24 protein-coding genes are annotated in these 24919 nt (G+C 67.0%); 11 read left to right on the forward strand and 13 right to left on the reverse strand.

Annotation, left to right across the window (positions count from 1 at the left end; translation table 11 throughout):
* Nucleotides 1–3: 3 nt before the first annotated feature.
* The 3 genes from ASE67_RS09980 to ASE67_RS09990 form a co-directional block, all read right to left on the reverse strand.
* Nucleotides 4–696 (reverse strand): TIGR02466 family protein, encoded by a 693-nt coding sequence (locus ASE67_RS09980; protein ID WP_055760223.1) that lies wholly within the window; start codon nt 694–696, stop codon nt 4–6.
* 22 nt (nt 697–718) lie between these two features.
* Nucleotides 719–1294, reverse strand: a complete 576-nt coding sequence (ppa, locus tag ASE67_RS09985) for an inorganic diphosphatase (protein WP_055760226.1) — start codon at nt 1292–1294, stop codon at nt 719–721.
* A 140-nt stretch (nt 1295–1434) separates the two neighbouring features.
* The gene (locus ASE67_RS09990; RefSeq protein ID WP_443025564.1) at nt 1435–3357 is read right to left on the reverse strand and encodes a M61 family metallopeptidase; all 1923 of its coding nucleotides are present in this window, start codon (nt 3355–3357) and stop codon (nt 1435–1437) included.
* Between the two features lie 71 nt (nt 3358–3428).
* Between ASE67_RS09990 and ASE67_RS09995 the strand changes: the two genes are divergently transcribed.
* Nucleotides 3429–4730, forward strand: a complete 1302-nt coding sequence (locus ASE67_RS09995; RefSeq protein WP_055760229.1) for a methyltransferase family protein — start codon at nt 3429–3431, stop codon at nt 4728–4730.
* Between the two features lie 106 nt (nt 4731–4836).
* Here ASE67_RS09995 and ASE67_RS10000 read toward each other — a convergent pair whose 3' ends face one another.
* The 4 genes from ASE67_RS10000 to ASE67_RS10015 all read right to left on the reverse strand — a co-directional run bounded on the left by ASE67_RS10000 (nt 4837) and on the right by ASE67_RS10015 (nt 7620).
* The gene (locus ASE67_RS10000; RefSeq protein ID WP_055761556.1) at nt 4837–6210 is read right to left on the reverse strand and encodes a glutamate--cysteine ligase; all 1374 of its coding nucleotides are present in this window, start codon (nt 6208–6210) and stop codon (nt 4837–4839) included.
* 67 nt (nt 6211–6277) lie between these two features.
* Complete coding sequence (locus ASE67_RS10005; protein WP_055760232.1) at nt 6278–7021, reverse strand: 16S rRNA (uracil(1498)-N(3))-methyltransferase; 744 nt, start codon at nt 7019–7021, stop codon at nt 6278–6280.
* A 9-nt stretch (nt 7022–7030) separates the two neighbouring features.
* Complete coding sequence (locus ASE67_RS10010) at nt 7031–7345, reverse strand: DMT family transporter (RefSeq protein WP_055760234.1); 315 nt, start codon at nt 7343–7345, stop codon at nt 7031–7033.
* Nucleotides 7345–7620, reverse strand: a complete 276-nt coding sequence (locus ASE67_RS10015) for a hypothetical protein (RefSeq protein ID WP_055760237.1) — start codon at nt 7618–7620, stop codon at nt 7345–7347. Before ASE67_RS10015 ends, ASE67_RS10010 begins: the two co-directional genes overlap by 1 nt.
* Nucleotides 7621–7724: 104 nt before the next feature.
* Here ASE67_RS10015 and ASE67_RS10020 point away from each other — a divergent pair, with 104 nt between their 5' ends.
* From ASE67_RS10020 to ASE67_RS10050, 7 genes are all read left to right on the forward strand, one after another.
* Complete coding sequence (locus ASE67_RS10020) at nt 7725–7937, forward strand: hypothetical protein (RefSeq protein WP_055760240.1); 213 nt, start codon at nt 7725–7727, stop codon at nt 7935–7937.
* A 63-nt stretch (nt 7938–8000) separates the two neighbouring features.
* Nucleotides 8001–8918, forward strand: a complete 918-nt coding sequence (gene ubiA, locus ASE67_RS10025; RefSeq protein WP_055760242.1) for a 4-hydroxybenzoate octaprenyltransferase — start codon at nt 8001–8003, stop codon at nt 8916–8918.
* Nucleotides 8919–8956: 38 nt separating this feature from the next.
* On the forward strand, nt 8957–10303 hold the full coding sequence (locus ASE67_RS10030; protein ID WP_055760244.1) for a TldD/PmbA family protein: 1347 nt from the start codon (nt 8957–8959) through the stop codon (nt 10301–10303).
* Entirely contained in the window at nt 10296–11081 is a 786-nt protein-coding gene (locus tag ASE67_RS10035) for an inositol monophosphatase family protein (protein ID WP_055760247.1), read from the forward strand. The genes ASE67_RS10030 and ASE67_RS10035 overlap by 8 nt, the downstream gene beginning before the upstream one ends.
* 88 nt (nt 11082–11169) lie before the next feature.
* Nucleotides 11170–11655, forward strand: a complete 486-nt coding sequence (locus ASE67_RS10040) for an SMI1/KNR4 family protein (protein WP_156348579.1) — start codon at nt 11170–11172, stop codon at nt 11653–11655.
* A 47-nt stretch (nt 11656–11702) separates the two neighbouring features.
* Nucleotides 11703–12443 carry an energy transducer TonB gene (locus ASE67_RS10045; RefSeq protein WP_082457102.1) on the forward strand — a complete coding sequence of 247 codons (741 nt, stop codon included), beginning with the start codon at nt 11703–11705 and terminating at the stop codon, nt 12441–12443.
* 428 nt (nt 12444–12871) lie between these two features.
* The gene (locus ASE67_RS10050) at nt 12872–13288 is read left to right on the forward strand and encodes a hypothetical protein (RefSeq protein ID WP_055760254.1); all 417 of its coding nucleotides are present in this window, start codon (nt 12872–12874) and stop codon (nt 13286–13288) included.
* A 19-nt stretch (nt 13289–13307) separates the two neighbouring features.
* Here ASE67_RS10050 and ASE67_RS10055 read toward each other — a convergent pair whose 3' ends face one another.
* Nucleotides 13308–14006 carry a hypothetical protein gene (locus ASE67_RS10055; RefSeq protein WP_055760257.1) on the reverse strand — a complete coding sequence of 233 codons (699 nt, stop codon included), beginning with the start codon at nt 14004–14006 and terminating at the stop codon, nt 13308–13310.
* 4 nt (nt 14007–14010) lie between these two features.
* Nucleotides 14011–15201, reverse strand: coding sequence for a toxic anion resistance protein (locus tag ASE67_RS10060; RefSeq protein ID WP_055760260.1), 1191 nt, complete (start codon nt 15199–15201; stop codon nt 14011–14013).
* 207 nt (nt 15202–15408) lie between these two features.
* On the opposite strand from ASE67_RS10060, the gene typA reads away from it, so the two are divergent.
* Nucleotides 15409–17253 (forward strand): translational GTPase TypA, encoded by a 1845-nt coding sequence (gene typA, locus ASE67_RS10065; protein ID WP_055760264.1) that lies wholly within the window; start codon nt 15409–15411, stop codon nt 17251–17253.
* A 206-nt stretch (nt 17254–17459) separates the two neighbouring features.
* On the opposite strand, the gene ASE67_RS10070 is transcribed toward typA, so the two are convergent.
* The gene (locus tag ASE67_RS10070) at nt 17460–17951 is read right to left on the reverse strand and encodes a TlpA family protein disulfide reductase (protein ID WP_055760267.1); all 492 of its coding nucleotides are present in this window, start codon (nt 17949–17951) and stop codon (nt 17460–17462) included.
* Between the two features lie 56 nt (nt 17952–18007).
* Nucleotides 18008–19186 carry a chromate efflux transporter gene (gene chrA / locus ASE67_RS10075; RefSeq protein ID WP_055760270.1) on the reverse strand — a complete coding sequence of 393 codons (1179 nt, stop codon included), beginning with the start codon at nt 19184–19186 and terminating at the stop codon, nt 18008–18010.
* A 172-nt stretch (nt 19187–19358) separates the two neighbouring features.
* On the opposite strand from chrA, the gene polA reads away from it, so the two are divergent.
* A complete protein-coding gene (polA, locus tag ASE67_RS10080) occupies nt 19359–22118 on the forward strand; it encodes a DNA polymerase I (RefSeq protein WP_055760273.1) in 2760 nt (919 codons plus the stop codon).
* Nucleotides 22119–22140: 22 nt separating this feature from the next.
* Here polA and ASE67_RS10085 read toward each other — a convergent pair whose 3' ends face one another.
* Together ASE67_RS10085 and ASE67_RS10090 are read right to left on the reverse strand one after the other, a co-directional pair.
* Nucleotides 22141–22665 carry a hypothetical protein gene (locus tag ASE67_RS10085; protein WP_055760276.1) on the reverse strand — a complete coding sequence of 175 codons (525 nt, stop codon included), beginning with the start codon at nt 22663–22665 and terminating at the stop codon, nt 22141–22143.
* Nucleotides 22666–22707: 42 nt separating this feature from the next.
* Nucleotides 22708–23106 (reverse strand): DUF305 domain-containing protein, encoded by a 399-nt coding sequence (locus ASE67_RS10090; protein ID WP_055760279.1) that lies wholly within the window; start codon nt 23104–23106, stop codon nt 22708–22710.
* A gap of 167 nt (nt 23107–23273) precedes the next feature.
* On the opposite strand from ASE67_RS10090, the gene ASE67_RS10095 reads away from it, so the two are divergent.
* On the forward strand, nt 23274–24800 hold the full coding sequence (locus ASE67_RS10095) for a lipopolysaccharide biosynthesis protein (protein WP_055760282.1): 1527 nt from the start codon (nt 23274–23276) through the stop codon (nt 24798–24800).
* Nucleotides 24801–24919 lie beyond the last annotated feature (119 nt).

The raw sequence follows: 24919 nt of genomic DNA on the forward strand, positions 1-24919 counted from the left end.
CCGCTATACCTTTACATCGATGTTCATCGCGATCGAAATGCGCTCGCGGCTCCCCTTGTGGGGACGCACGCCGTGGCGCAGCCAGGCGGGAAACAGCACGAGGTCGCCGGCGCGGGTCGGCAGGCGGCGTTCGTTGGACTGTGGCTGGCCATCGGTGCCGAGCATCCGGAAACCGGGCAGGCGCATCATCGTGACCGGAAAGCGCGGGTCTTCGAGATACAGCTCGCCGCCGGGATCGCCGTCGCCCGGATCGGTGCCCATGTCGAGATAATAGACCGCCGCCCACAATACGCCGGGATGGGCGTGGCTCATGTTCAGCGCGCCGGGCGGGGACAGGTTGGCCCACATCCGCACGGTCCATTCGACGGTGGCGGGATCGCGCCCGTCGAAATGCGACGCGCGCCGGGCCATGCGGATGGCGAGGTCGGCCAGTCGGGCAGCGGCGGGGCCGCCCCAGCGGAGCATGTCGGTGTCGCTATGCCAGCCGCCGACATTCGAACGGTTCACGCCATCGCCGTGGCCGGCGGCGCGCGACAGGATCGCACGGCGCAGGTCGCCGTCGATCGCGGCTGCGTCCTGCACTTGCGCGTGCAGGACCGGGGTTTCGAACAACCCCAGTTGCGCGGCGCGAACGCGCAGCGCGTCGGGGGATAGCCCGGTTGCGGCAGGACCGTTACCGGTCGTCGCCTGCGCCATGACTATCCCCCTAGACGTCGGATCAGCGGTTCGCCACGTCGGCGTCGTGCGGTTCCTCGCCCTGGGCCTTGGCAGCGTTGTACCGCTCGATCGCCTCGAGCGTGATCTGCTTGGCCTCTTCGGCTCCGCCCCACGTACCGATCCGGACCCACTTCTTCTTTTCGAGGTCCTTATAGTGGGTGAAGAAATGCTCGATCTGCTCGAACACGATCTCCGGCAGATCGGCGCGTTCGCCGACGTTGCTGTAGTACGGGAAGGTCGAATCGACCGGCACGCACACCAGCTTTTCATCGCCGCCGGCCTCGTCCTCGAGGTTCAGCACCGCGATCGGACGCGCGCGGACGACGCAGCCGGGGATGAAGGGCGAGCGCGACACGACCAGCGCGTCGAGCGGATCGCCATCGGGCGACAGCGTGTGCGGCACGAACCCGTAATTCGCCGGATAGCGCATCGGGGTGTGCAGGATGCGATCGACGAAGAGGGCTCCCGACGCCTTGTCGAATTCATACTTCACCGGTTCGCCGCCGGTGGGCACTTCGATGATGACGTTCAGGCTGTTGGGCGGATCGTCGCCGACCGGCACCATGTCGATGCGCATTAATACTACTCCCTCATCTCGCGCTGCAGCGCGGTAGACGCGCCCTTTACCCGTTATTCACGAACGGAGAAGCCGCTTTTCCTTGGAATCGTCACGGACACGTCCAACCGGTCCCGATGTGGGACCGGTCGGGGCGATCTTTATTTGGAGGTGAGCAGACGGTCGAGACCGTTTTCGCCATCGCCGACCTTCTCCAGACGCGGATAACGATGCCCTTCATTATAGGGGATCGCGATCTCGCGCACCGCATCGTCCATGCGGACGGTCAGGCGGATCGGGTCCTTCGCCCCCTTGGCCGCGCCGACCGCATCGCGCAGCCGGTCGGGGGTGTAGGCGGTGCCGTTGACCGCGACGATGGTGGTGCCGGTTTCGAAGCCTGCCTTGAACGCCGGGCTGCCCCACGTCACGCTGCCGACCTTGCCTTCCTTGTTCGCGGTCAGGCCGAGCGAATAAGGCAGCGACACGCCGCCACCGCTCTTTTCGCGGCCCTTCAGATACGACGTCGGGGTGTCGGTGTAGACGATGCGATAGCCATTGGCGGCAAAACCGTCGATCGGTGCGCGGTCGGTGCGGGCGTTCAGCCGCTTGTCGAGGAAGCCGGCCCAGTCATAGGGCTGGATCGTGTTCAGCGTCTTGACCACATCGGCCAACGTATAGGGCAGGACGCCCCAGTCGCCGTCGCGCACGCCGAAGAAGGCGCGGGCAAAGTCGTCCATCGACTTGGTGCCGCCCGACTGCTTGCGCAGCATCGAGTCGACCTCCATCCACACCAGCAAGCCTTCGTTGTAATAATCCTCCGACCGCTGCCAGCTGACCCAGCCCTTGGGACGACGCGCGGTGATGACCGGATCGTTGGTGGTGTCGATCAGCGGACGCCACTGGCGACCCTCGCGCGCGTCCAGCGCGGCGGCGATGTCGGCATAGGCGTCGAGCGTATCCTGCTTCGACACTAGGCCCGAGCGCGCCTGCAGGACGTAGCCCCAGAACTGCGTCTGCCCTTCGTAAACCCACAGCATCGAATTGCGCATCGGCATGCGGAAATCGGGGGTGAACAGGTCCGCCCCACGGCGATACTTGCCGTCCCAGCTATGCGTGAATTCGTGCGGCAGCAGGTTGCGTTCGCCGGGGCCGGCATTCCAGTCGGTGAAATAGCCCGGATCGACGCCGTTTTCCGAGCTGCGATGATGTTCGAGGCCGATCGACCCCATCTTGTCGGTGATCGACAGCAGGAATTCATACTTGTCGTAATGCTGCGCGCCGAACAGCTTCACCGCCTGTTCGACCAGGCGGGTGTGCGCCGCGATCTGTTCGGGGGTGGCGGCCAGTTCGGACGGCTTGTCGGCAACGACGTTCAGCCCGACGCGATCGGTCAGCGGGAAACGCTTGAAATACTTGCCGGCGAACACCGGCGAATCGACCAGCGTCTCGTAGCTGGTGCGTTCATAGCGGTAGACGCCGCCCTGCACCTTCGACGGCAGGCCCGATGCGGCGGTCCAGCCGGTCGGGTACTTCACGCTCGCCTCGATCGGGATACGTCGGGTGTAATAGCCGGCCGGATACAGGCTGACCGATTCGAACTGCAGGTTCAGCATTTCGGGCGTGACGACGATGCGGCCCTGTTCGCCCTGCGTTGCGGTCAGGAACTGAAACTGCACGTCGAGGTTCTTCGCGCCGGCCGGCACGTCGATATGGAAGGCGAACATGTCGAGCGTGTCGCGGGTCCAGGGCAGCTCGCGGCCGTTTGCACGCACGACCAGCCCGGCCAGCTTCTCAATCTCGCCGCGCGGCCCGTGCTTGCCCGGCAGCCATTTCGGCATCAGCAGGACCATATGGCCGCTGCGGGCGACCGGAATGCTTTCCTTCACGCGGAAGATGCCCTGCACGGTGTCGGTCGCATCGACGTCCAGCTTGATCGTGCCGGGATAGTCGACGTCGCGCGCGGCGGGGACGGTATCCACGATCGGCAGCGGCTGGGGCAGGGTGTTGCCCGGCGGGTTGATCTGCTGTGCGGCGGCGGGAAGGGCGGTGGTGGTCAGCAGCAACGCGGCAAGAACGATACGCAAGGGCAGATACTTCCTTTTGAAAAGGATATGCTTCACCGGATGCTTACCATCGCGGGTGTAGCGGATTGCCCATGTATCAGCCCAACTCGATCAGCGCGCAAGCCGAACCCGACCAGCGCCCGCCATCGGCGGTATCGTCGGGCGTGGGGCTGGCGGGGCTGGCCGGGCTGCTCGCATGGGTCGCGGTGGCGTGGCATTACGGGATGGACGGGCCCTATGCGGCGCTGGTGAACGTCGCGGCGTGCGCGCTGCCGATGGTGCTGTGGTCGCTGCTGGTCGACAAGGTGCATCGCAATCCGTCGACCGGGATCGACTGGGCAAACGTGCGGCCGTGGCGTGAGACGGTCGAGATCAGCCTGACGAAGCTCGCCGGGCTATGGATCACTTGGGGCCTGATCGCCGCAATCTATGCCACCGGGCGGTTTTACTGGGAGGGCGGGTTCGCCTTTTCGATGTGGGTGTTTGGGCTGGCGGCGGTGCCATTGTTCGTGCTGTCGATCCCGTACATGTTCTGGATCGACCGGCGGCTGGTCGAGCCGAAGGATGGCTGCTGGGCGCTGGGCGCGTGGGCGATGCATCTGGACGAGCCGATCGACGCGCAAGCGATCTGGAATCATCTGCGCGGGTGGGCGGTGAAGGCGTTCTTCCTCGCCTTCATGCTCGCCATCGTGCCGCCGGGGTTCGGCGAGTTCATCCGCACGCAGCGCTCCGCCGTGCTGACCGGGCCGGTGCCGCTGGCCAACTGGCTCATCACCTTCATGTTCGTGATCGACGTGGCGTTCGCGACGGCTGGCTATATCCTCGCGATGCGGCCGCTCGACAGCCATATCCGCAGCGCCACGCCCTATGCGGCGGGGTGGTCGGCGGCGCTGATCTGCTATCCGCCGTTCATCCTGATGGCGAACGGCGGGCCGCTGGATTATCATCCGGGGACGGCGGACTGGACCTATTGGCTTGCCGACTATCCAGCGCTGCTGTGGATCGTCGGCGCGGTGCTGGTCGCGCTGACCGCGATCTATGCGTGGGCGACGATGGCGTTCGGGTTGCGGTTTTCGAACCTGACGCACCGGGGCATCCTGACGCATGGGCCGTATGCGTTCAGCCGGCATCCGGCGTATCTGTCGAAGAACCTGTTCTGGTGGATTTCGACCATTCCGGTGCTGACGACGGCCGATAGCTGGACCTCGGCGGCGCGGAGTACCGCGATTCTGGCGTGTGTCAGCGGGGTCTATTACTGGCGCGCCCGGACCGAGGAATGGCATCTGGGGCAGGACCCGGTGTACCGGGCGTATAGCGACTGGATGGTGCGGCGGGGGTTGGTGACCAGCCTCTTCCGATCCTCCCCGGAACGGGGAGGGGGACCGTCCGCGTAGCGGATGGTGAGGGGGCTTTCGGCGAGCGCTGACGTTGCGTTGTGTGGAGACCCCCCTCCACCATGCTGCGCATGGTTCCCCTCCCCGCGAAGCGGGGAGGATCTGTTTAGAAACTATATTCGTCGTACACTTTCGACAGGTCGCTGCCCCATTCGCCGGCAAACTTGTCGAGCATGACCTGCGCGGGCACCTTGCCCGACCGCACCACCTCGCGCAGCGGTTCGATAAAGCCGCTTTCGTCCTCGCCCGAAACGCTCAACCGGCGGCGGGCGCTGAGCCCCCGGCCGGCGATGTCCAGCACGTCGCCCGCGACATCGCGCAAGGTGCCGCCACCGGGCAGCGGCGCGTCGAGACCGAGCGCGGGCACGCTGTCGCGCAGGCGCTGGCGGTCCTCGATCGACCAGCCCTTTACCAGGTCCCACGCGGCATCCAACGCGCCTTGGTCGTAGAGCAGCCCGACCCACAGCGCCGGCAGCGCGCAGATGCGGCCCCATGGGCCACCATCGGCCCCGCGCATTTCGAGGAAGGTCTTGAGCCGCACTTCGGGGAAGGCGGTGGAGAGATGGTCGGCCCAGTCGTCGATCGTCGGCTTTTCGCCCGGCAGAACCGACAGATCGCCCTTCAGGAAGTCGCGGAACGACAGGCCGGCGGCGTCGATATAGCGGCCGTCACGATAGACGAAGTACATCGGCACATCGAGCGCATAGTCGGCATAGCGGTCGTAACCGAACCCGTCCTCGAACACGAACGGCAGCATGCCAGTGCGCGCCGGATCGGTGTCCGACCAAATGTGCGAGCGGTACGAGAGCTGACCGTTGGGCAGCCCTTCGGTAAATGGCGAATTGGCGAACAGCGCGGTCGCAAGCGGTTGCAGTGCCAGCCCGACGCGGAATTTCTGCACCATGTCGGCCTCGCTCGAATAATCGAGGTTCACCTGGATGGTGCAGGTGCGCAGCATCATGTCGAGGCCCATGGTGCCGACGCGCGGCATATGGTTGAGCATGATCCCGTAGCGACCCTTGGGCATGATCGGCAGCTCGTCGCGGCGCTTGTCGGGCCACATGCCGAGGCCCAAGAAACCGAGGCCGAGTTCGTCGCCGACTGCCTTCACCTGATCCAGATGGCGACCGGTTTCGGCACAGGTCTGGTGCAGGTTTTCGAGCGGCGCGCCCGACAGTTCGAACTGTCCGGCGGGTTCGAGGCTGACCGATCCGTCCTTGCCGGTCAGCGCGATGACCTTGCCGCCCTCCTCGACCGGGCGCCAGCCGAAGCGTTCGAGGCCGGCGAGCAGGTCGCGAATACCGCCCGGTTCGTCATAGGACGGCGCGGCGTGATCGCTCGTGCGATAGACGAATTTCTCGTGCTCGGTGCCGATGCGCCAGCGCTCCGCCGGCTTCTCGCCCCCGGCGAAATAGGCGATCAGTTGCGAGCGGTCCTCGATGACCGCTGCGTTGCTGTCCGAAACGGTCTTCGTGCTCATGATCGCGCCCATACGCGGGCCGACGGGCGCGCGCTAGAGGGCTGTGATTGCATGCGGCATAGTCGCGCTACCAGTCGCCGGCCGCCGCCATCCACAACGCGGTCGCCGCCGCTGCCGCCGTTTCCGCGCGCAGGATGCGCGGGCCGAGCGCCATGCCCACCGCCTGGGGATGGGCGCAGACCTGTTCGCGCTCCTCCGGATCGAAGCCGCCTTCCGGCCCGATCAGGATCGCTGCCGGCCCCGGCCGGGCGCGCATCGCGTCCAGTGCGGGCACGCCGCCGGTTTCGTCGGCAAAAAACAGCGCGCGCTCGGCGGGCCAGTCGCGCAGCAGCGCGGGCAGCTTCACCGGTTCGACCAGCGTCGGCAGGGCGGTGCGCCCGCATTGCTCGGCGGCTTCAACCGCATGGCTGCGCAACCGGTCGAGGTTGAGACGGTCGACCACCGTCCGCCGGGTCAGCACCGGCACGATCCGGTCGACGCCCAGCTCGCATGCCTTCTCGATCACCCAGTCGATCCGGCCCTTCTTGGTCGGCGCGATGCACAGCCAGAGGTCGGGCACCGTCTCGCGCGGGCGCAGATGGTTGGCGACGGCGAGGGTCAGGTCGCGCTTGCGGACCTCGGTCGCATGCGCCAGCCATTCGCCGGTCGCATCGTCGAACAGGCGTACGACGTCGCCGTCCTTCACCCGCATGACCGACAGCAGATAATGCGCCTGCGCCCCGTCGAGGCGAATGCGTGCGTGTTCGGCGAGTGGCTGGTCGACGAACAGGCGGGGCGACGAATCGGGCGGCCAGGCGGGGGTAGCGGGCATGGCGTGGGGTTAGGACGCCAGCTTCATCAGCACCAGCCCGCCGAGCAGCATCGCCGCCGCGACCAGCCTGAGCGGCGTGACGCTCTCGCCCAGCAGCGCGATGCCGACCACGAACGCACCCAGCGCGCCGATGCCGGTCCACACCATATAGCTGGTGCCGAGCGGCAGCTGCTTCATCGCCAGCGACAACAGCCCGAAACTGGCGAACATCGCGACGAAGGTCGCGACCGTCGGCCAGGGTTTCGAGAAGCCGTCGGACAGCTTCATGTAATAGGCCCAGACGATCTCCAGCAGCCCGGCGATGGTCAGCAGCACCCACGGCATCAGTCGGCGGTCCCGTCGCGCTCGACCCGATAGGCGGCGTCGAGATAGCGGTCGGCCGCGGCGCGCAATGCCGGGTCCTTCTCGAACGCCTCCGCCGGCGGCGGGGCGAAACCGAATGCGTCCATCAGCGTCCACAGCGCGAAGCGGCGCGACGGATCGCGCTCCACGCCGAAATCGATGCCCATCCGCTCGCGCGCCGCATCCTGTTCGGCGGCGGTCATCTGGTCGGGATCGGTCGTGCCGAAATAATGGCGGAGCAGTTGGTCGAGGTCCATGGCACCCCCCGTAGCGGCCCCGGCGACATGACGAAAGTTTAACGCAACCTGTGCCGGGCGTCGTCCGTAGATACCGCCTAGACAGCTTTAGATGGAGACTGGACATGCGGTTCGTTGCTCTGTTCGCCGTACCCCTTGCGATGGTCGCGGCGCAGCCGGCCTTTGCCAAGGGATGCATTCGCGGCGCGATCGCCGGTGGTGTCGCCGGGCACATGGTCGGCAAGGGCCATGGCAAGATGGGCGCGGTCGCCGGCTGCATCGCGATGCACCATCATTACTCAAAGCAGGCGAAGGCACAGGCCGCCGCGAAGCGCTGAACGATCGCCGGGGGCTGACGAACGCCCTGTGCAAGCCGCCCCGTCCGTGGCAGCAGGGGCGGCATGTCGTCCCCAGCCTCTTCGCACGTCGCCGATACCGAATATCGCGGGCTGATTGCGATCCTGCCCGCCGCCGCCCGGCCGTTCGCATTGCTCGCGCGGTTCGACCGGCCGATCGGGTGGTGGCTGCTCTATTGGCCCGGCGCGTGGGCGATCGCGCTGTCGGGCCGGGCGGCCGAGCGATGGGACATGCTGCTATGGTTCCTGCTCGGCAGCATCGCGATGCGCGGCGCGGGCTGCGTCTATAACGACATCGTCGACCGCGACCTCGACCGGCAGGTGGCGCGTACCGCGAACCGTCCGTTGGCTAGCGGGGCGGTATCCCTGAAGGCGGCATGGGTCTGGCTGGTGGTCCTCAGCCTGATCGGCTTCGTCGTCCTGCTGCAGCTGAACTTCACCGCCGCTATCGTCGCGCTGGGCAGCCTCGTGCTGGTCGCGGCATACCCGTTCATGAAGCGGATTACGTGGTGGCCGCAGGCGTGGCTGGGCATGGTGTTTTCGTGGGCCGCGCCGGTCGCCTGGGCACAGATGGCGGTGGGCGACTGGACGCCGCTGCTGTTACTGTACGCCGGGTCGATCGCGTGGGTGATCGGCTACGACACCATCTATGCGTGCCAGGATATCGAGGATGACGCGATGGTCGGCGTGCGATCGTCGGCGCGGGCGATGGGCGCGCGGGTGCGGCCGGGGGTGGCGGTGCTGTACGTCATCGCCGTCGCCTGCTGGGCGGGCGCGGTGTGGCGGGTATTCCCGACGCCGCTGGCGCTGGTCGCCCTGCTGCCCGCCGCGCTGCACCTGCTGTGGCAGGTGGCGACCCTCAAGCCAGACGATGGTGCGAACACGCTGCGGCGGTTCCGGTCGAACCGCGATGCCGGGCTGCTGCTGTTCCTGGGGCTGCTGACCGTGGGACAGGCGGCATGAGCGTTGCCGTGAGCGCCCCGGCTTCCCATCTCGCCCCCATGCTCGATCCCCAGACCGCCACCGACCGCGCCCAATCCGCCATCGCCCGCGCCCTTGGCCATGGTGCCGATGCCGCCGATGCGATCCTGGTCGCCGATACCGCGCTGTCGGTGTCGGTGCGGCTGGGGCAGCTGGAGGATGTCGGCCGGTCGGAAGGGGCCGAACTGGGCCTGCGGGTGTTCGTCGGGCATCGATCGGCGAGCGTCTCCACCTCCGACCTGTCCGACGCGGGCCTTGCCGCGCTTGCCGAACGGGTGGTGGCGATGGCGCGCGCGGCGCCCGAGGATCGCTGGGCAGGCCTCGCACCTGCCGAACGGTTGCTGCACGGCGCGCCGCCGCTGCTCGACCTGGACGACGGGGGCGAGGTCGCGCCGCAACTGCTGCGCGAGGCGGCGCTGGCGGTCGAGGATGCGGCGCGGAGCGTCGCGGGGGTCAGCAATTCGGAAGGTGGATCGGCCGGCTACAGCCGCGCGGTCGTCGCGCTGGCGACCAGCCATGGCTTTGCGCAGGGCTATGCCGTGACCAGCCATGGCATTTCGGCTAGCGTGCTGGCGGGCGAGGGCGCGGGGATGCAGCGCGACCATGCCCATCATTCGGCGCGGCACCGCACGATGCTGGAGGCGCCCGAGGTCGTCGGGCGGCGCGCGGGTGAACGCGCCGTGGCGCGGCTGAACCCGGTGAAGATCGACGGCGGCGCGATGCCGGTGGTATTCGATCCGCGGGTCGGCGGCAGCCTGATCGGCCATGTGCTCGGCGCGATATCCGGCCCGTCGATCGCGCGCGGCACCAGTTTCCTGCGCGAGCATCTGGGCCATGCGATCCTGCCCGAGGGGCTGTCGATCATCGACGATCCGCATCGCCCGCATGGGCTTCGCGCGCGGCCGTTCGATGGCGAGGGGCTGGCAGTGTCGCCGATGGCGCTGGTCGAACGCGGCGTGTTGCAGACGTGGCTGCTCGACAGCGCATCGGCACGGCAGCTGGGGCTGGAGCCGACCGGCCATGCCTCACGGGGCCTGAGCGGTCCGCCGGGGGTGACGACCGGCAACGTCCATCTGGCTGGTGGCGCGGGCAGCGTTGCCGCGCTGATCGAGGATATCGAGCGCGGCGTGCTGCTGACCGAATTGATCGGGCAGGGGGTGAACGGCGTCACCGGCGATTACAGCCGGGGGGCGTCGGGCTTCCTGATCGAACGCGGCGAGATCACGCGGCCGGTGTCGGGCATCACCATCGCCGGCAATCTGCGCCCGATGCTGCTGTCGATGCGCGCGGCGGGCGATCTGGAGCATCGGCAGGGGGTCAATGTGCCGACCATCAGGGTCGATGGCATGACGGTGGCGGGTGGCTGACGCGGGCCTGCTCGACCAGGTAACGGCGATCGCCGGCGAGGCGGCCGCGCTGGCGCTGGCGAGCTGGCGGGGCGATTTCCAGACATGGGAAAAGGCGCCGGGCAATCCGGTGTGCGAGATCGACCTGAGCGTCGACCGGCTGCTGCGCGAACGGCTGAGCGCGCTGTTGCCCGAGGCCGGCTGGCTGTCGGAGGAGACGGCCGACGACGCGATCCGGCTGGCGCGGCGGCAGGTGTGGATCGTCGACCCGATCGACGGCACGCGTGACTATATTCGCGGGCGCGACGGCTGGGCGGTGTCGGTCGCGCTGATCGAGGATTGCCAGCCGGTGCTGGGCGTGCTCGACGCGCCGGTGCGACGGCAACGCTGGACCGCGGCGGCGGGGCAGGGCGCGCGGATGAACGGCGAGCGGCTGGCGGTCAGCCCGCGCGTCGACTTCGCCGGCAGCCGCACGCCGGTGGACGCGCTGCCCAAGGCGGATCGCGATCTGTTGATGGTGGCAAAGCCCAATTCGATCGCGCTGCGCATGGCGATGGTGGCGAGCGGGGAGGCGGATTTCCTCGCCACGCTGCGCTGGGGCAATGAATGGGATGTGGCGGCCAGCATCCTGATCGCGCGTGAGGCGGGGGCGACCGTCACCGACGCGATCGGGCGCAAGCTGCGGTTTAACCAGCCGAGGCCGCAGTTCTTCGGGGTGATGGCGGCCGCGCCGGGCATCCACGGCGCGGCGGTCGAACGGCTGCGCGAGCGGGCGATCGTGGCGCTGGGGAAGCGGTAGAATGGGGTGGCTGGCCCGGCTGTTCGGACAGCGGGCGCGAACGCCGTCCGACTGGGTAAGGACGCTGGGCACGCCTCATTGTCCGCCCGTGATCGCGCCGCCGGAAGCGATCGATGATCCCGACTGGGCATGGCGGACGCTGGTGGCGTGGTGGGAACGGACGGGAAGCGACATACCCTCAGTGGGCGCTTCCGACGATGTTGTCGACGCGCTGGCCCGCCGATATGACATCGTACTGCCGGCGGATTTTCGCGCTTATCTCCGTCATGCCTGCCCGGCGCGGGAAGAAGAGATGGACTGGGGTAACGGGACATGGTGGCATCCGCACCGGATCCGCAACCTGCCGGACGAGTATGAATATCCGGTCGGTTCGGTCATCACGAATGGCGGCCGCCGCTGGCTGTTTTTCGCCGACCATCTGATTTGGTCCTATGCGTGGGCGATCTGCTGCGAACCTGGCCCCGATTGGGGGAAGGTCGCGGTAATCCTGGGCGAGAATGACGACTTCGTTGTCGCCGGCAGCTTTTCCGGTTTCGTGGCGGGATATGTCGCCGATCCTCGCGGAATGGTCTGAACCTTCGGATCAGCCGCCATTCATCGGCGTTGTGGCAGGTGATGGCGATGATAACGACCCTGCCCGACCGGAGCCGTATCGGCGCGATGGTGGTGACCGTCGCGTTGCATGTGCTGCTGGGTTGGGCGTTGATCGTCGGGCTGGGGGTGGATGTGGCGCGGACGGCGCAGAGCGCGCTAGCGACGTTCGACATATTGCCGCCGCCGCCCGATCCGCCACCCCCGCCGCCGGTGCCGCAGGTCGTGCGGCAGGGGCGGCCCGAGGGGCGCGCCGCCCCGCCCAACATCCGGTCCAAGGCGACCGAGATCGTCGCGACGCCGCCGGTCGTGCCGTTGCCGGTGCCGCCGCCGGTCGTCACCGCGCCGGTCGAGGGGCCGGGGAACGATGCGTCGTCGGGCGCGACCGATACGGTGGGGCCGGGAACGGGTGCGGGCGGGGTCGGCGATGGGCTGGGCAGCGGTGGCGAGGGCGATGGCGACGGCAGCGGCGGGGGTGACACGCCGCCCGAGCAAATCGGCGGGTCGTTGCAGGGTGCGCGGTTGCCGCCGGAGCTGGAGGAGAACGGCTTCGAAGGATCGGTTGAGGTGCGCTACATCGTCGAGACCAACGGGCGGGCGAGCGAGTGCCAGATCATGCGCTCCAGCGGCAACCGCGCGATCGATGCCGCAACCTGCCGGCAGGTGGAGCGCGCCTTCCGCTTCCGGCCCTCGTTGGATGGACGGGGGCGGCCGGTGCCGTCGGTGATGGTCCAGCGGCATTATTGGGATGTCGAGCGCGACCGCTATTAGCGCGGATTTCGGGTCAAAGTTCACGAAGTTCACACTAGTGGCGCTTTTGTGCAGCGCGTGCTCTTGCGCAGCATTCGCAGCTGGCGGGATGCGGTGGATCGACGGTGAGAAAGAGCCGTGCGGAGGGTAGTCGTCGGCTGCTTTGTAGGAAAACGCTTTCGTTGGAGGGCAACCTTCCCGCGCAGGCCGAACCTCCGGGAAGGTCGCCCGATTACCCGAAAACTCCCGTACCCCGGCGAAGGCCGGGGTCCAGTTGGGGAGGCTTTTCCGTACTTTACCGATGTCCCCCAACTGGGCCCCGGCCTTCGCCGGGGTACGAGGAGTGATTTTCGCGGAAGCCTTCCGGGGCAGGAATGAAGAACGGCGGTTCGGGAGGGAGGCGATCCGGCGTCTTGCCCGGATGTCCTGTCACGCGCCAAGATCGTCGAATGCTTCGCATCGCCCTTTCCCTGTCATGCGCGCTGGGCGTGGCCGGCTGCAGTTTGGCAAATGACTGCTCGTCGGGACTGATCCACAAGGCGTATGATCCGGGCAGCGACCGCTATGCCGTGGTCGAGGAACGCGATTGCGGGGCGACGACCGGAAAGGCGACGGTGGTGCGGGTCGGCCGGGCGAGCAGGTCGCCCGACGCGGCGGTCGAGGTGTTCGTCGCCGATGACGATCACGGCCTCGCGCGGGCGATGGAGTTTCCGAACATGGCGATCAGCGTCGTCTGGCGTCGGCCGGGCGAGCTGTCGATCGCCTTTGATTCAAAGGCCCGGGTGTTTCGGCGGCTCCCGACCGCCGAAGGGGCGCGGATCAGCTATATCTCCACCGAACCGATCGCCTTCCCCGGCGTGCCCTGACCGGCAAGGTCGACGGCCCCTATTCCTCGCCCTGATACTTGATCTGCAGGAACCGTTCGCGTGTGGCCAGGCTGTCGAGGTCGCCCTGCGCCAGTTGCTGGGTCATCGCCGCGATTTCGGTGTCGATGATCTTCAGCCCGTCGACCAGCTGCTGGTCGGGGGTGCGGCCGTTACGTTCGACGCGGCGGAGCGGTTCGGGGACGCGTTGGTAGCCGCGCACCAGTTCGGGAAGCTGTTCGCCGACCAGCTTGCGGACTTCCGCCGCCGCTGGTTCGTCGTCGGGGAGGGTGGCGAGCTGGGCGGAGAGGGTGTCGAGCTTGATCCCGATCGCGTCGGCCAGCGTGATCGCGGGCGCAGGCAGGGCGGGGCGCTGGGTTGCGAGCCAGCGTTCGGTCTGGGCGGGGAGCGACTTGATCGGGGCCTGCACCAGCGTTTCGACCGCAACCTCGCGCGTCACCGGCATCAGCGCGAACAGCGCGGTGGCGGCGATCAGCAGCGCCAAGACCAGCATCGCGCCGCCCAGCCCCAATGGCACGAACCAGCCGAACACCAACGCCGCCAGCAGGATTGCGCCATCGGCGGCGGCGATGCGGCCGAGACGCCGCAGCACCTCCGCCTCGCGCCGACGCCGGGCGCGGGGGGCGACCTGCCCATGGCGTTCGCGGGCGCGCTCCAGCGTCAGGTTGGCGCGTTCGAGGACCTCGTCGCTGCGCGACATCGCGTTACATCGCCTCCAGCTTGAAGGTTTCGCCGCCCTGCGCATTTTGCGACGCGCCCTCGGCCCGGGCGATATAGCCGCGCGACTTCTCGACTTCGTTCGACAGGGTGCCGATGGTGGTCTTCATCGAATCCAGCGCCTTCAGCTTGAAGGTGTCGATCGCGTCCATCGTGTCATAGACATTCTGGAACGCGCGCTGGAGCACCTCGACCGGGATGGTCGAGGCGGCGGCCTGTTCATGGATCGTCGCGGTTTGCGAACGCAGCAGCTTGCCGGTCGAATCGATGATGTTGGCGGTGGTGGTGTTGAGCGCGGTGATCTGTTCCAGCACCAGCTTCTGGTTGGTCAGCGCCTGTGCGACCGTCACCGCCGTGCGCAGTGCGCCGACCGTCGTGGTGCTGGCGCGGTCGACGCCCTTCACCAGCTCGACATTGTTCTTCTTGACCAGATCGAGCGCCAGATAGCCCTGCACCGTCACCGCCATCTGCGTCAGCAGGTCCTGGCTGCGCTGGCGGACATAGAAGAGCGCGGTTTCGCGGATCGCCTTCGCCTTGGCCGGGTCGCTGTGGTCGAGTTCGTTGGCGCGATCCTCCAGCTTCTGGTCCATCTCCTTCGACAGATAGATCATCTGTTCGAGGCGACCCATCGCGGTCCACAGGTTCGCACGTTCGGTGTCGATGGCGGCATTGTCCATCAGCAGCTCGTCCTTGCCGGACTGGAGCCGCTTCAGGATCGAGGCGATGTGGCTTTGCGCGGACTTGTACCCATCGAAATAGTCGCGGACCTTGTTGCCGAACGGGATCATGCCGAACAGCTTCTTCGGTTCGAGCAGGTTGCCCTGGCGGCCCGGATCGAGGTCCTCGATCGTGCGGCGCAACTGGGCCAGGTCGGCACCGACGCCCGATTCCTGGTCCATCGCCTTGACCGGCCGATCGAGGAAGCGGTTCGACTGGCCGGCGGCCTCGCGGATTTCGCGCGCGCCCAAGTTGCTGATCGCATCGACCCGCTTGCCGAATTCGGGCGAGTTCGCGTCCTGCGCCACCAATTGGTCGATGAAGTCGTCGACGCGGCGCTGCAGTTCGGTGCGCTTGGTATCGTCGACGGGCACCAGCCCGGCGGCCTTGGCCGGCGCGACGGTCGGTACCGGATCGGGCGGGGTCAGCACCAGAGCGGGTTCTTCAGTCTGCGTCGCCATATATCCTCCACTTGGGCCCGCTTGATGCCATGCGGAGGCCACTCGATACAACTGTGGTAGGTAGATAATACACGGCCCGGTTGCAATGGTGGCGGCACCGACAGGCCGTGCAGCTCGCCGCAGCGCAGCGAACGGGGGACTTCCGGTTTCGAAGGAAATACGCTAAGCGCGCGGCCAATTGCACTCCCGCATGATCCAGGAAATACCATGAGCCTTCGCAACGTGGCGATCATCGCCCACGTCGATCACGGCAAAACCACGCTCGTCGATCAGTTGTTCCGTCAGTCCGGCACGTTCCGCGACAACCAGCGCGTCGAAGAGCGCGCGATGGATTCGAACGACCTCGAAAAGGAGCGCGGGATCACCATTCTCGCCAAGCCGACCTCGGTCGACTGGACCCCGCCGGGCAGCGATGAATCGATCCGCATCAACATCGTCGACACCCCCGGCCACGCCGATTTCGGTGGCGAGGTCGAGCGCATCCTGTCGATGGTCGACGGCGTCGTCCTGCTGGTCGATTCGTCGGAAGGCGCGATGCCGCAGACGAAGTTCGTGACCGGCAAGGCGCTGGCGCTGGGCCTGAAGCCGATCGTCGTGGTCAACAAGGTCGACCGCAGCGACGCGCGCATCCAGGAAGTGCTGGACGAAGTGTTCGACCTGTTCGTGTCGCTGGACGCCAACGACGAGCAGCTCGATTTCCCGGTGCTCTATGCATCGGGCCGCAACGGCTATGCCTCGACCGACATGGACGCGCGCGAAGGCACGCTGATCCCGATGTTCGAGACGATCGTTTCGCACGTTCCGGCACCCAAGGTGGAAGTGGAAGACGTTCCGTTCACCTTCCTCGTCACGCTGCTGGACCGCGACAACTTCCTCGGCCGCATCCTGACCGGCCGCGTCAATTCGGGCACGGTGAAGCTGAACCAGCCGATCCACGCGCTGGATAACGACGGCAACATCGTCGAAACCGGCCGCGCGTCGAAGATCATGTCGTTCCGCGGCCTCGACCGCGTGCCGGTCGACGAAGCCAAGGCAGGCGACATCATCTCGCTGGCCGGCCTGACCGTCGCGACCGTGTCGAACACGATCTGCGACCCGCAGGTCACCGAGCCGCTGCACGCGCAGCCGATCGATCCGCCGACGCTGTCGATGCGCTTCGCCGTCAACGATTCGCCGATGGCGGGCCGTGAAGGCACCAAGGTCACGTCGCGCATGATCCGCGACCGCCTGTTCCGCGAAGCCGAATCGAACGTCGCCGTGAAGGTGACCGAAGCGGCCGATCGCGACAGCTACGAAGTCGCGGGTCGCGGCGAATTGCAGCTGGGCGTGCTGATCGAAACGATGCGCCGCGAAGGGTTCGAGCTGGGCATCAGCCGCCCGCGCGTGCTGTTCGGCGAGGACGAGGACGGCAAGAAGACCGAGCCGTACGAAACCGTCATCATCGACGTGGACGAGGAATATTCGGGCACGGTCGTCGAGAAGATGAACCTGCGCAAGGCCGAGATGACCGACATGCGCCCGTCGGGTGGCGGCAAGACGCGCATCACCTTCTCGGCACCGTCGCGTGGCATGATCGGCTATCACGGCGAGTTCCTGTCGGACACGCGCGGTACCGGCATCATGAACCGGCTGTTCGAGAAGTATGGCCCGCACAAGGGCCAGATCGAAGGCCGCAAGAACGGCGTGCTGATCTCGAACGGCGCTGGCGAAGCGCAGGGCTATGCACTGGGTCCGCTCGAAGAGCGCGGCATCCTGTTCGTCGGCCACGGCGAAGCGCTGTACGAAGGCATGATCATCGGCGAGAACGCCAAGACGGATGACCTCGAGGTCAATCCGATGAAGGCGAAGCAGCTGACGAACTTCCGCGCATCGGGCGGCAAGGACGACGCGATCCGCCTGACCCCGCCGAAGAAGATGACGCTGGAACAGGCGATTGCCTATATCGACGACGACGAGATGGTCGAGGTGACGCCGAAGAACATCCGTCTGCGCAAGCGCCATCTGGACCCGCATGAGCGGAAGAAGGCGAGCCGGGCCAAGGCCGCAGCGTAAGCTCGGCCGAGCCTAAAGGCTCGCCCGGCCGGCCTTGCTATAAGCAAGGACCGACGACGTGGCTTCGCCACGTCGGGCCACCAGAAACAGAAGCGGCCCCGGAAGCGATTCCGGGGCCGTTTCTGTTCGAAAGGGTCTTTTATGCCGGGCAGTCGCGAAGAAGCGGAACCGCGGATCAAGGCCGGGCCAGCCCGGCGGCTACCTCCTCAACTCGTCGGTGCCGGTTCCCGCAGCAACGGGATCAGCTCGCGATTCAGATCGTCGAGGTCCATCGCCCCGGCCTTCGCGTAACGGACGACGCCCTGTCGATCGATGATGTAGTTGGTCGGCACCGCCGGCACTTCGCGCGAAATGCCCTTGATCCCCTTGGCCGGGGTGATCGCCAGCGCGGCGAACAGGGCCTTCATCTTGTAGATCGGCACCGATCCTTCGGTGGTGACCGCGAACACGCGGGCGCCGTGCTTGCTGATCTGGCGGTAATAGGCGTCGAGCAGCGGCAGTTCGGCGCGGCAGGGTACGCACCATGTCGCCCAGAAATTGACGACGATGACCTCGCCACGATGTTCGGCGATGGTGGTTTTGGTCCCGTCGGCCAATGTCAGCTCGATCGGCGGCGCGGGCTGGCCGACCTTCAGTTCCTTTGCGGTGGCCGGCGTCGCGGCGAGCAGCGCGGCGAGCGGCAGAATCCAGTTACGCATCGATTGTCTCCCCCGCTCGCAGTGTTCTTCGCGCCGCCGTCGCCGTCAAGCGGGCGTCACAGCAGCGCCCACCCGACGACCGCCCCGACCGCGACGACGGCCGGCGTCACCCAGCCACCCTTCAACCGCCACGGCATCGCCAGCGCGACGGCGAACAGCGCGATCGCCACCCCCGGCCTGTCGACCCGGCCGCCGGTCGCCAGCGCCAGCTGCACGAAGGTCGCGGCGATGATCCCGACGACCGCCGCCGCCACGCCGGTCAGCGCATGGCGGAGCGATGGCGCATCGACGATCCCCTCCAGCCGTTCGAAGAACAGCAGCGAGAAGGCAAAGGCGGGCAGGAACATGCCGAGCGTGATCGCCAGCGCGCCGCTAAGGCCACCCGCGACATAGCCGACGAAGGTGGCGAAGATGACGAGCGGCGCGGGGATGACATTGGCAAAGGCCACGCCGTCGAGGAACGCGGCGTCGCCGATCCAGCCACGCCCGACCGTATCGGCGCGGACATAGGGGATGGCGGTATAGGCGCCGCCAAAGGTCAGCAGTCCGCCCTTCAGCCCGGCGATGAACAGCGCGAGGACGGTCAGCGGTGCCGCCGCCGATGCGACCGTGGCGGACGCGGTGATCGTCAGCGCGGCGATGGCGGCGGCGATGCCGGACAGGCCGATCGCGATGGCCACGGCCGGACGGTCCTTCGCCGCATAGACTCCGCCGCCGACCAGCAGCGGTATCCAGAAGGGCACGGCGACCAGCGTCGCGGCGACCGCCGCCAGCGCGACGGCGACCAGCAACCGGTCCTCGACGACATGCTGCCCGATCCGCACTACCGCGCGCAGGATCACGGCGAGGATCGCGACCTGGATGCCGAGCAGCAGCCCGCCCGGCGCGCCGTTCCCCTGCACGACGCCGACATAGAGCCAGCCGACCAGCAGCATCAGGCAGAAGCCGGGCAGCATGAAGCCGAGGCCAGCGAGCAGGCCCCCGATCCGCCCGCGCGCCAGGACGCCGAAATGGACGCATAGTTCGTGCGCCTCCGGCCCCGGCAGGATCTGCAACACCGCCAGCAGCCGGTTGAACCGCGCCTTGTCGATCCAGCGTTCCTCCTGGACCAGCGCCTGCCGCAGCATCGCGATCTGAGCCACCGGCCCGCCAAAGGCGAGGCAGCCGAAGCGCAGGAACTTGCCGAACAGCGCAAGGAGCGACAGGGCGGGGGGACGGGGCGGGGTGGTTTCCATGGGGTACGCTCCTAGGGGCCGCGACAGGCGGCCGATGGAGCGGAGCTTGGGCGGTTGGCCCGCCTGAACGGGCGTCCGCGCTGGCCCGTGGCTGAAATCTGGCCCGTACGCCCATGCGAAGTCAAGCGGGTCCCCCCTCGCGCCCGCTCGCCCGCGCTGCTATCTGGCCCCCATGCCCCATCTCTATCTCGTCGACGGCTCCGGCTATATCTTTCGCGCCTATCACCGGCTGCCGCCGCTGACCAACATCCATGGCGAGCCGGTGGGCGCGGTCTATGGCTATACGTCGATGCTGTGGAAGCTGGCCGATGCGCTGCACAAGGCGGATGGGCCGACGCACATGGCGGTGATCCTCGACAAATCGTCCAAGACGTTCCGCAACGACCTGTACGACCAGTACAAGGCGCACCGGCCGCCGCCGCCCGAGGACCTGGTGCCGCAGTTCCCGATGATCCGCGACGCGACGCGGGCGTTCAGCCTGCCGTGCATCGAGGAGCTGGGGCTGGAGGCCGACGACATCATCGCTTGCTATACGCAGGCGGCGCTGGCGCAGGGGTGGGCGGTGACGATCGTCAGCGCCGACAAGGACCTGATGCAGCTGATGACCGATCCGTCGGTCGACATGCTCGACACGATGAACAACCGGACGCTGGGGCCGGAACATGTGGTCGAGAAGTTCGGCGTGACGCCGGACAAGCTGGGCGACGTGCTCGCGCTGATGGGCGACAGCGTCGATAACGTGCCCGGCGTGCCGGGCGTCGGGCCGAAGACCGCCGCCAAGCTCATCAACGAGCATGGCAATCTGGAGGCGGTGCTGGCTGCCGCGCCGGAGATGAAGAAGGGCAAGCTGCGCGACAATCTGATCGAACATGCCGACAATGCGCGGCTGTCGAAGGTGCTGGTAACGCTGAAATGCGATGGCGCCCTGCCCGAACCGCTCGACGCGTTGGAATTGCAGGGGATTCCGGAGGCGCCGCTGCGCGCGTTCCTCGAGCATCACGGCTTTCGCACGTTGCTCAACAAGCTCGGCACCGTAGCGGACACGCCGGTCGAGACGCCCGCCGCGCCGGTTGCGCAGGATGACGAGCCGGCGTGTGACCACGATGCGTATGAGACGGTGGTGACACAGGAAGCGCTCGACCGCTGGGTCGCCGAAGCGCGGGCGCAGGGCTGGGTCGCGATCGATACCGAGACGACCGGGCTGGACGCGACGCGTGCCGAACTGGTCGGGGTCAGCATGGCGCTGGCGCCGAACCGGGCCTGCTACATTCCCATCGGCCATGGCGGCACCGATATGTTCGCCGAAAAGCCCGAACAGCTGCCGCGCGACGCCGTGCTGGCGACGCTGAAGCCGTTGTTCGAGGACGAAAGCGTCCTGAAGATCGGCCATAACCTGAAATACGACATGATCGTGCTGGCGCGGGCCGGGCTGGCCGTCGCGCCCTATGACGACACGATCGTCATGAGCTTTGCGCTCGACGCGGGCTTGCACGGGCATGGCATGGACGAGCTGGCGGCGACCCACCTCCAACATAGCTGCATCGCGTACAAGGATGTCGTGGGGACGGGGAAGAAGCAGGTCGGCTTCGGCGAAATCGACCTGAAGACCGCCACCCGCTACGCCGCCGAGGACGCCGATGTGACGCTGCGGCTATGGCGGCGCTTCAAGCCGCGCCTGCCGTACGAACAGGCGACCAAGGTGTACGAGATGGTCGACCGCCCGCTGGTCCGCGTCATCGCCGACATGGAGCAGGCCGGGATCAAGGTCGATGCCGGCGTGCTGGCGAAGCTGTCGGAGGATTTCTCCACGCGCATCGCCGCGCTGGAAACCGAAATCCACGAGCTGGCCGGCACGAAGTTCACCATCGGTAGCCCCAAACAGCTGGGCGACGTGCTGTTCGTGACGATGGGGATCAAGGGCGGGCGCAAGGGCAAGTCGGGCGTCTATTCGACCGACGTCAATGAACTGGAGCGGATTGCGGCTGACAAGGATTCACCCGGCGCGGTGATCGCGGCGAAGGTGCTGGACTGGCGTCAGCTGTCGAAGCTGAAGAGCACCTATACCGACGCGTTGCAGGCGCAGATCAACCCGGCGACCGGGCGGGTGCATACCAGCTACAGCCTTACCGGTGCGCAGACCGGACGGTTGTCGTCGACCGATCCGAATTTGCAGAACATCCCGATCCGAACCGAAGTCGGCCGGCAAATCCGCGATGCGTTCGTCGCCGAACCGGGCAATGTGATCCTCGCGGCCGATTATTCGCAGATCGAGCTGCGGCTGGCCGCCCATATCGCCGACGTGCCGCAGTTGCGCGAGGCGTTCGAGCGCGGCGACGACATTCACAGCATCACCGCGCAGGAACTGTTCGGCGAGGTCAACCGCGACACGCGCGGCCGGGCCAAGACGATCAACTTCGCGATCCTCTACGGCATCAGCCGCTGGGGGCTGGCCGGTCGGCTGGACGTGAGCGCGGACGAGGCGCAGGCGATGATCGATCGCTATTTCGACCGTTTCCCCGGCATCAACCGCTATATTGCCGAGACGACGCAGAGCGTCAGGACGACCGGCTTCACCACGACGCTGTTCGGGCGCAAGACGCATTTCCCGCGCATCCAGTCGAAGGTGCAGCACGAGCGGCAGGGCGCCGAGCGCGCCGCGATCAACGCGCCGATCCAGGGGACCAGCGCCGACATCATCAAGCGCGCGATGGCGCGGATGGGGCCGGCGCTGGCCGAGGCGGGCCTGGGCGAGGTGCGGATGCTGTTGCAGGTGCACGACGAACTGGTGTTCGAATTGCCCGAGGGGCTGGTCGAGGCGGCGACGCCGGTGATCCGCCGGGTGATGGAAACGGCGGCCGAGCCGGTGGTGCAGCTGACGGTGCCGCTGGGCGTGGAGATCGGGACGGGTAAGAGCTGGGGCGCGGCGCACTAAGCGTGCAGAGCTCTCGGCGTCGTCAGTCCCCAACCGACATGTGAAAGACGTCGGACTGTGGCGTTGCCGCCGTGGCCATGTGTATCATCGCTGCTAGCGTAAGGTTGGACATCTCGACCATGAACAGGTGTAGGACCGGTTCTGGCGAGCAGGGGTCGTTGGGGTCATCCACCTTGTCGTACTCGTTACAGGCGACAATCATGCCGGCGGGCGTATCAAGCGTCCACATGACGCGCTGAACCTTGCTGTCATCGGTGAAGAAGCGGTCGAAGAGCGAGGCAGTGGCCGTTGGGACGGCTCGGGATGGGAACAGCGCCTTTGCTTCCTTCGATGGCATCGTCGTGCCGTCCGATCGCACGATGTCCGTGAAGCCTTTCAAGAAGGCCGCCCGGTCGCGCGCCCACCAGTGTTGGAATAAAGTCGTGACGATCTTCCGCCGCCGTGCGGATGTCGCCGTGGAGAGTAGGCCATAGCTGCAAGCCTCCGCTGGTGCCAAGGCGAGGAAGGGCAGTAGCGGCGCGAGCGCTAGTAAGTGGCGGCGGTCCATTTGCTATATTGTCGCGGATCGTGCGCCGCTGCCAGTGGCCTTTTATTGTCCTGCGGAGGTCCGTCGCCGCAGCCACGCATCAATCTGAGCAATCTCCTTCTGTTGCGCACCGATCACCGCCTGCGCTAGCGCGCGGGCTTGCGCATCCTTGCCGTGGGCGAGTTCGGTACGGGCCATCGCGACCGCCGCGACATGGTGGACGCGCATCTGCTGCATGAAGTCGGCATCGGCGTCACCGGTATAGGGCGGGGCGTTCGTCATCATGTCGGCCATCGATTGTTTGAACCCGCGGGTCGCATCGGAGTCGCCGGCGTTCGGGGTCGCCATCGCATCGTGCGACATGCCGGCATGCGCAGTATCGGTGGCGGTGTTACCGGGAGCGGACTGCTCCGAACAGGCAGCCAGCAGGCCCAATCCCAGGATCGTTGCGAACGGCTTCATCGATCGTCTCCATCGGTCATCGGGGATCGAAGACGCGGCGCGGCGGATCGTTCCCGGCCGCGACCGTTGCCCCCAAGCCGCACCCCGCCGCCAAAGCGTAAACGGGGGCTATGGGGAGCGCGCGGCGTCGCGTAAGAGGCCGCGATGATCGATCCTTCGCGCGTCGCATGACCGACGCGCCGACCCCGCCGACCGACGATATCGCCGCCCTGGCCAAGGGCGGGCGGACGAACGTGTTCGGATTCGTCTTGCGGCTCGTCGCGCGGCTGCCGTTCCTGTTCATCGCGGGTCGCATCTATGGTCCCGAAATCGTCGGGCGGTTCGCGCTGGCGGTGCTGGTCGTCGAACTGGCGGCGTTGGTCGCGACGCTGGGGTTGAAGCGGGGGCTGGCGCAGGCATTGTCGTCGACCGACCGGCCGCACGCGCATGTCGTGTGGGACGCACTGGCGGTCGCGTTCATCCTGTCGGTCGCGGCCAGCGCGGTGCTGTTCGTGTTCCCGCAGATCATGTACCCCAACAGCGAGGTGATCGGGTTCGAGCGGCTCCTGCCGCTGATCGTGTTCGCCATCGCATGGTCGGACGTCAGCCTGGCGGCGCTGGCCTACCGGTTGAACGTCAAGGCGGCGGTGACGGCGCGGGCGGTGGTGGAGCCATGGACGATCTCGATCGCTGCCTGGGCGTTCAGCTATTATTCGACGCGTGACGGCCTCATCATGAGCTATGTGCTGGCGATGGCGGCGGCACTGGTGGCGTCGATCGTGCCGTTCATCCGCAGCTATGGCCTGCCCTATGGCTGGTCGCCACACCTGCGCCCGATGCTGGCGCTGGTGAAACGCAACATGCCGCTGGCCGGGGCCGACGCGATCGAATGGGGCACGCGCAACGTCGACCGCTTCATCCTGGGGCTGCTATTCGGGCCGGCGATCGTCGGTATCTATTATATGGCGCAGCAGGTTGCGTCGCTGCCGCAGAAGTTGAAGACCAGTTTCGATCCTGTCCTCGGCCCGGTCATCACCCAGAGCCTGGCGGCGGACGACAAGGCCGCGGTCGCGCGGCAGGTGCGGCAGGTCGGGTTCTGGATCATCACCGCGCAGGCCGCGCTGGCGCTGGCGGGCAGCATCCCGGCGACCGGCGTGATGGGCGTGGTCGGGCGCGAATTCGTCAGCGGCGCGGCGGCGCTGTCGTTCCTGTTGGTCGCCGAAGTGCTGGCGGCGAAGGGCGCGGTGTCGGAGGCGGCGCTGGTCTATATCGCGCGGCACCGCAACCTGATGCTGTCGATCGGGCTGCTGAGTTTCCAGGTCGTGCTGAGCTTCGCGCTGGTGTTCGTGATGCGCTCGATTGGCCTGCCGCAGAATTACGCGGCGACCGGGCCGGCGATGGCGCTATGCCTGTCGGTCGCCTTGGGATCGATCCTGAAATCCGGGCTGTTGTCGAAGCTGCTGGGGCATAACGTGCGCGATTTCCGCCCGGCGTTCCTGTGGGCGGTGCTGGCGGCGACGATCATCGGCGTGGCGATCATGGAACTGCCCAAGCGGTTCGAATGGGCCGAGATGCTGTTCGGTATCCCGATCATCCTCGCCACCTATTTCGCGATCCTGTGGCGCTGGGCGTTCCGGCCGGAGGATAAGGCGCTGTTCCACAAGAGCGCGGCGGCGGGGGAGGCAACGATCCCGACCGATCGGTTTCGGGTTTAGGGCAGGAAATCATCCGGCCTGTTCGTCGCCCCAAGACGTGATCGAGGCTTCTGCGAAAAGCCATAACCTGCCGCCTTGCCGCGTCAGTACCCCCACGCAGGCGGGGGTCCAGAGCCAAG

The sequence above is a fragment of the Sphingomonas sp. Leaf23 genome, assembly GCF_001421585.1.
GTDB lineage: Bacteria > Pseudomonadota > Alphaproteobacteria > Sphingomonadales > Sphingomonadaceae > Sphingomonas.

Bases quoted from the DNA above. Each gene is read 5' to 3' on its own strand.
- ubiA (WP_055760242.1), top strand. From the start codon at position 8,001: ATGTCGTCCCCAGCCTCTTCGCACGTCGCCGATACCGAATATCGCGGG.
- ASE67_RS09995 (WP_055760229.1), top strand. From the start codon at position 3,429: ATGTATCAGCCCAACTCGATCAGCGCGCAAGCCGAACCCGACCAGCGC.
- typA (WP_055760264.1), top strand. From the start codon at position 15,409: ATGAGCCTTCGCAACGTGGCGATCATCGCCCACGTCGATCACGGCAAA.
- ppa (WP_055760226.1), bottom strand. From the start codon at position 1,294: ATGCGCATCGACATGGTGCCGGTCGGCGACGATCCGCCCAACAGCCTG.
- ASE67_RS09980 (WP_055760223.1), bottom strand. From the start codon at position 696: ATGGCGCAGGCGACGACCGGTAACGGTCCTGCCGCAACCGGGCTATCC.
- ASE67_RS10060 (WP_055760260.1), bottom strand. From the start codon at position 15,201: ATGGCGACGCAGACTGAAGAACCCGCTCTGGTGCTGACCCCGCCCGAT.
- polA (WP_055760273.1), top strand. From the start codon at position 19,359: ATGCCCCATCTCTATCTCGTCGACGGCTCCGGCTATATCTTTCGCGCC.
- ASE67_RS10020 (WP_055760240.1), top strand. From the start codon at position 7,725: ATGCGGTTCGTTGCTCTGTTCGCCGTACCCCTTGCGATGGTCGCGGCG.
- ASE67_RS10050 (WP_055760254.1), top strand. From the start codon at position 12,872: ATGCTTCGCATCGCCCTTTCCCTGTCATGCGCGCTGGGCGTGGCCGGC.
- ASE67_RS10015 (WP_055760237.1), bottom strand. From the start codon at position 7,620: ATGGACCTCGACCAACTGCTCCGCCATTATTTCGGCACGACCGATCCC.
- ASE67_RS10045 (WP_082457102.1), top strand. From the start codon at position 11,703: ATGATAACGACCCTGCCCGACCGGAGCCGTATCGGCGCGATGGTGGTG.
- ASE67_RS10070 (WP_055760267.1), bottom strand. From the start codon at position 17,951: ATGCGTAACTGGATTCTGCCGCTCGCCGCGCTGCTCGCCGCGACGCCG.
- ASE67_RS10010 (WP_055760234.1), bottom strand. From the start codon at position 7,345: ATGCCGTGGGTGCTGCTGACCATCGCCGGGCTGCTGGAGATCGTCTGG.
- ASE67_RS10005 (WP_055760232.1), bottom strand. From the start codon at position 7,021: ATGCCCGCTACCCCCGCCTGGCCGCCCGATTCGTCGCCCCGCCTGTTC.
- ASE67_RS10000 (WP_055761556.1), bottom strand. From the start codon at position 6,210: ATGAGCACGAAGACCGTTTCGGACAGCAACGCAGCGGTCATCGAGGAC.
- chrA (WP_055760270.1), bottom strand. From the start codon at position 19,186: ATGGAAACCACCCCGCCCCGTCCCCCCGCCCTGTCGCTCCTTGCGCTG.
- ASE67_RS10030 (WP_055760244.1), top strand. From the start codon at position 8,957: ATGCTCGATCCCCAGACCGCCACCGACCGCGCCCAATCCGCCATCGCC.
- ASE67_RS10055 (WP_055760257.1), bottom strand. From the start codon at position 14,006: ATGTCGCGCAGCGACGAGGTCCTCGAACGCGCCAACCTGACGCTGGAG.
- ASE67_RS10090 (WP_055760279.1), bottom strand. From the start codon at position 23,106: ATGAAGCCGTTCGCAACGATCCTGGGATTGGGCCTGCTGGCTGCCTGT.
- ASE67_RS10085 (WP_055760276.1), bottom strand. From the start codon at position 22,665: ATGGACCGCCGCCACTTACTAGCGCTCGCGCCGCTACTGCCCTTCCTC.
- ASE67_RS10095 (WP_055760282.1), top strand. From the start codon at position 23,274: ATGACCGACGCGCCGACCCCGCCGACCGACGATATCGCCGCCCTGGCC.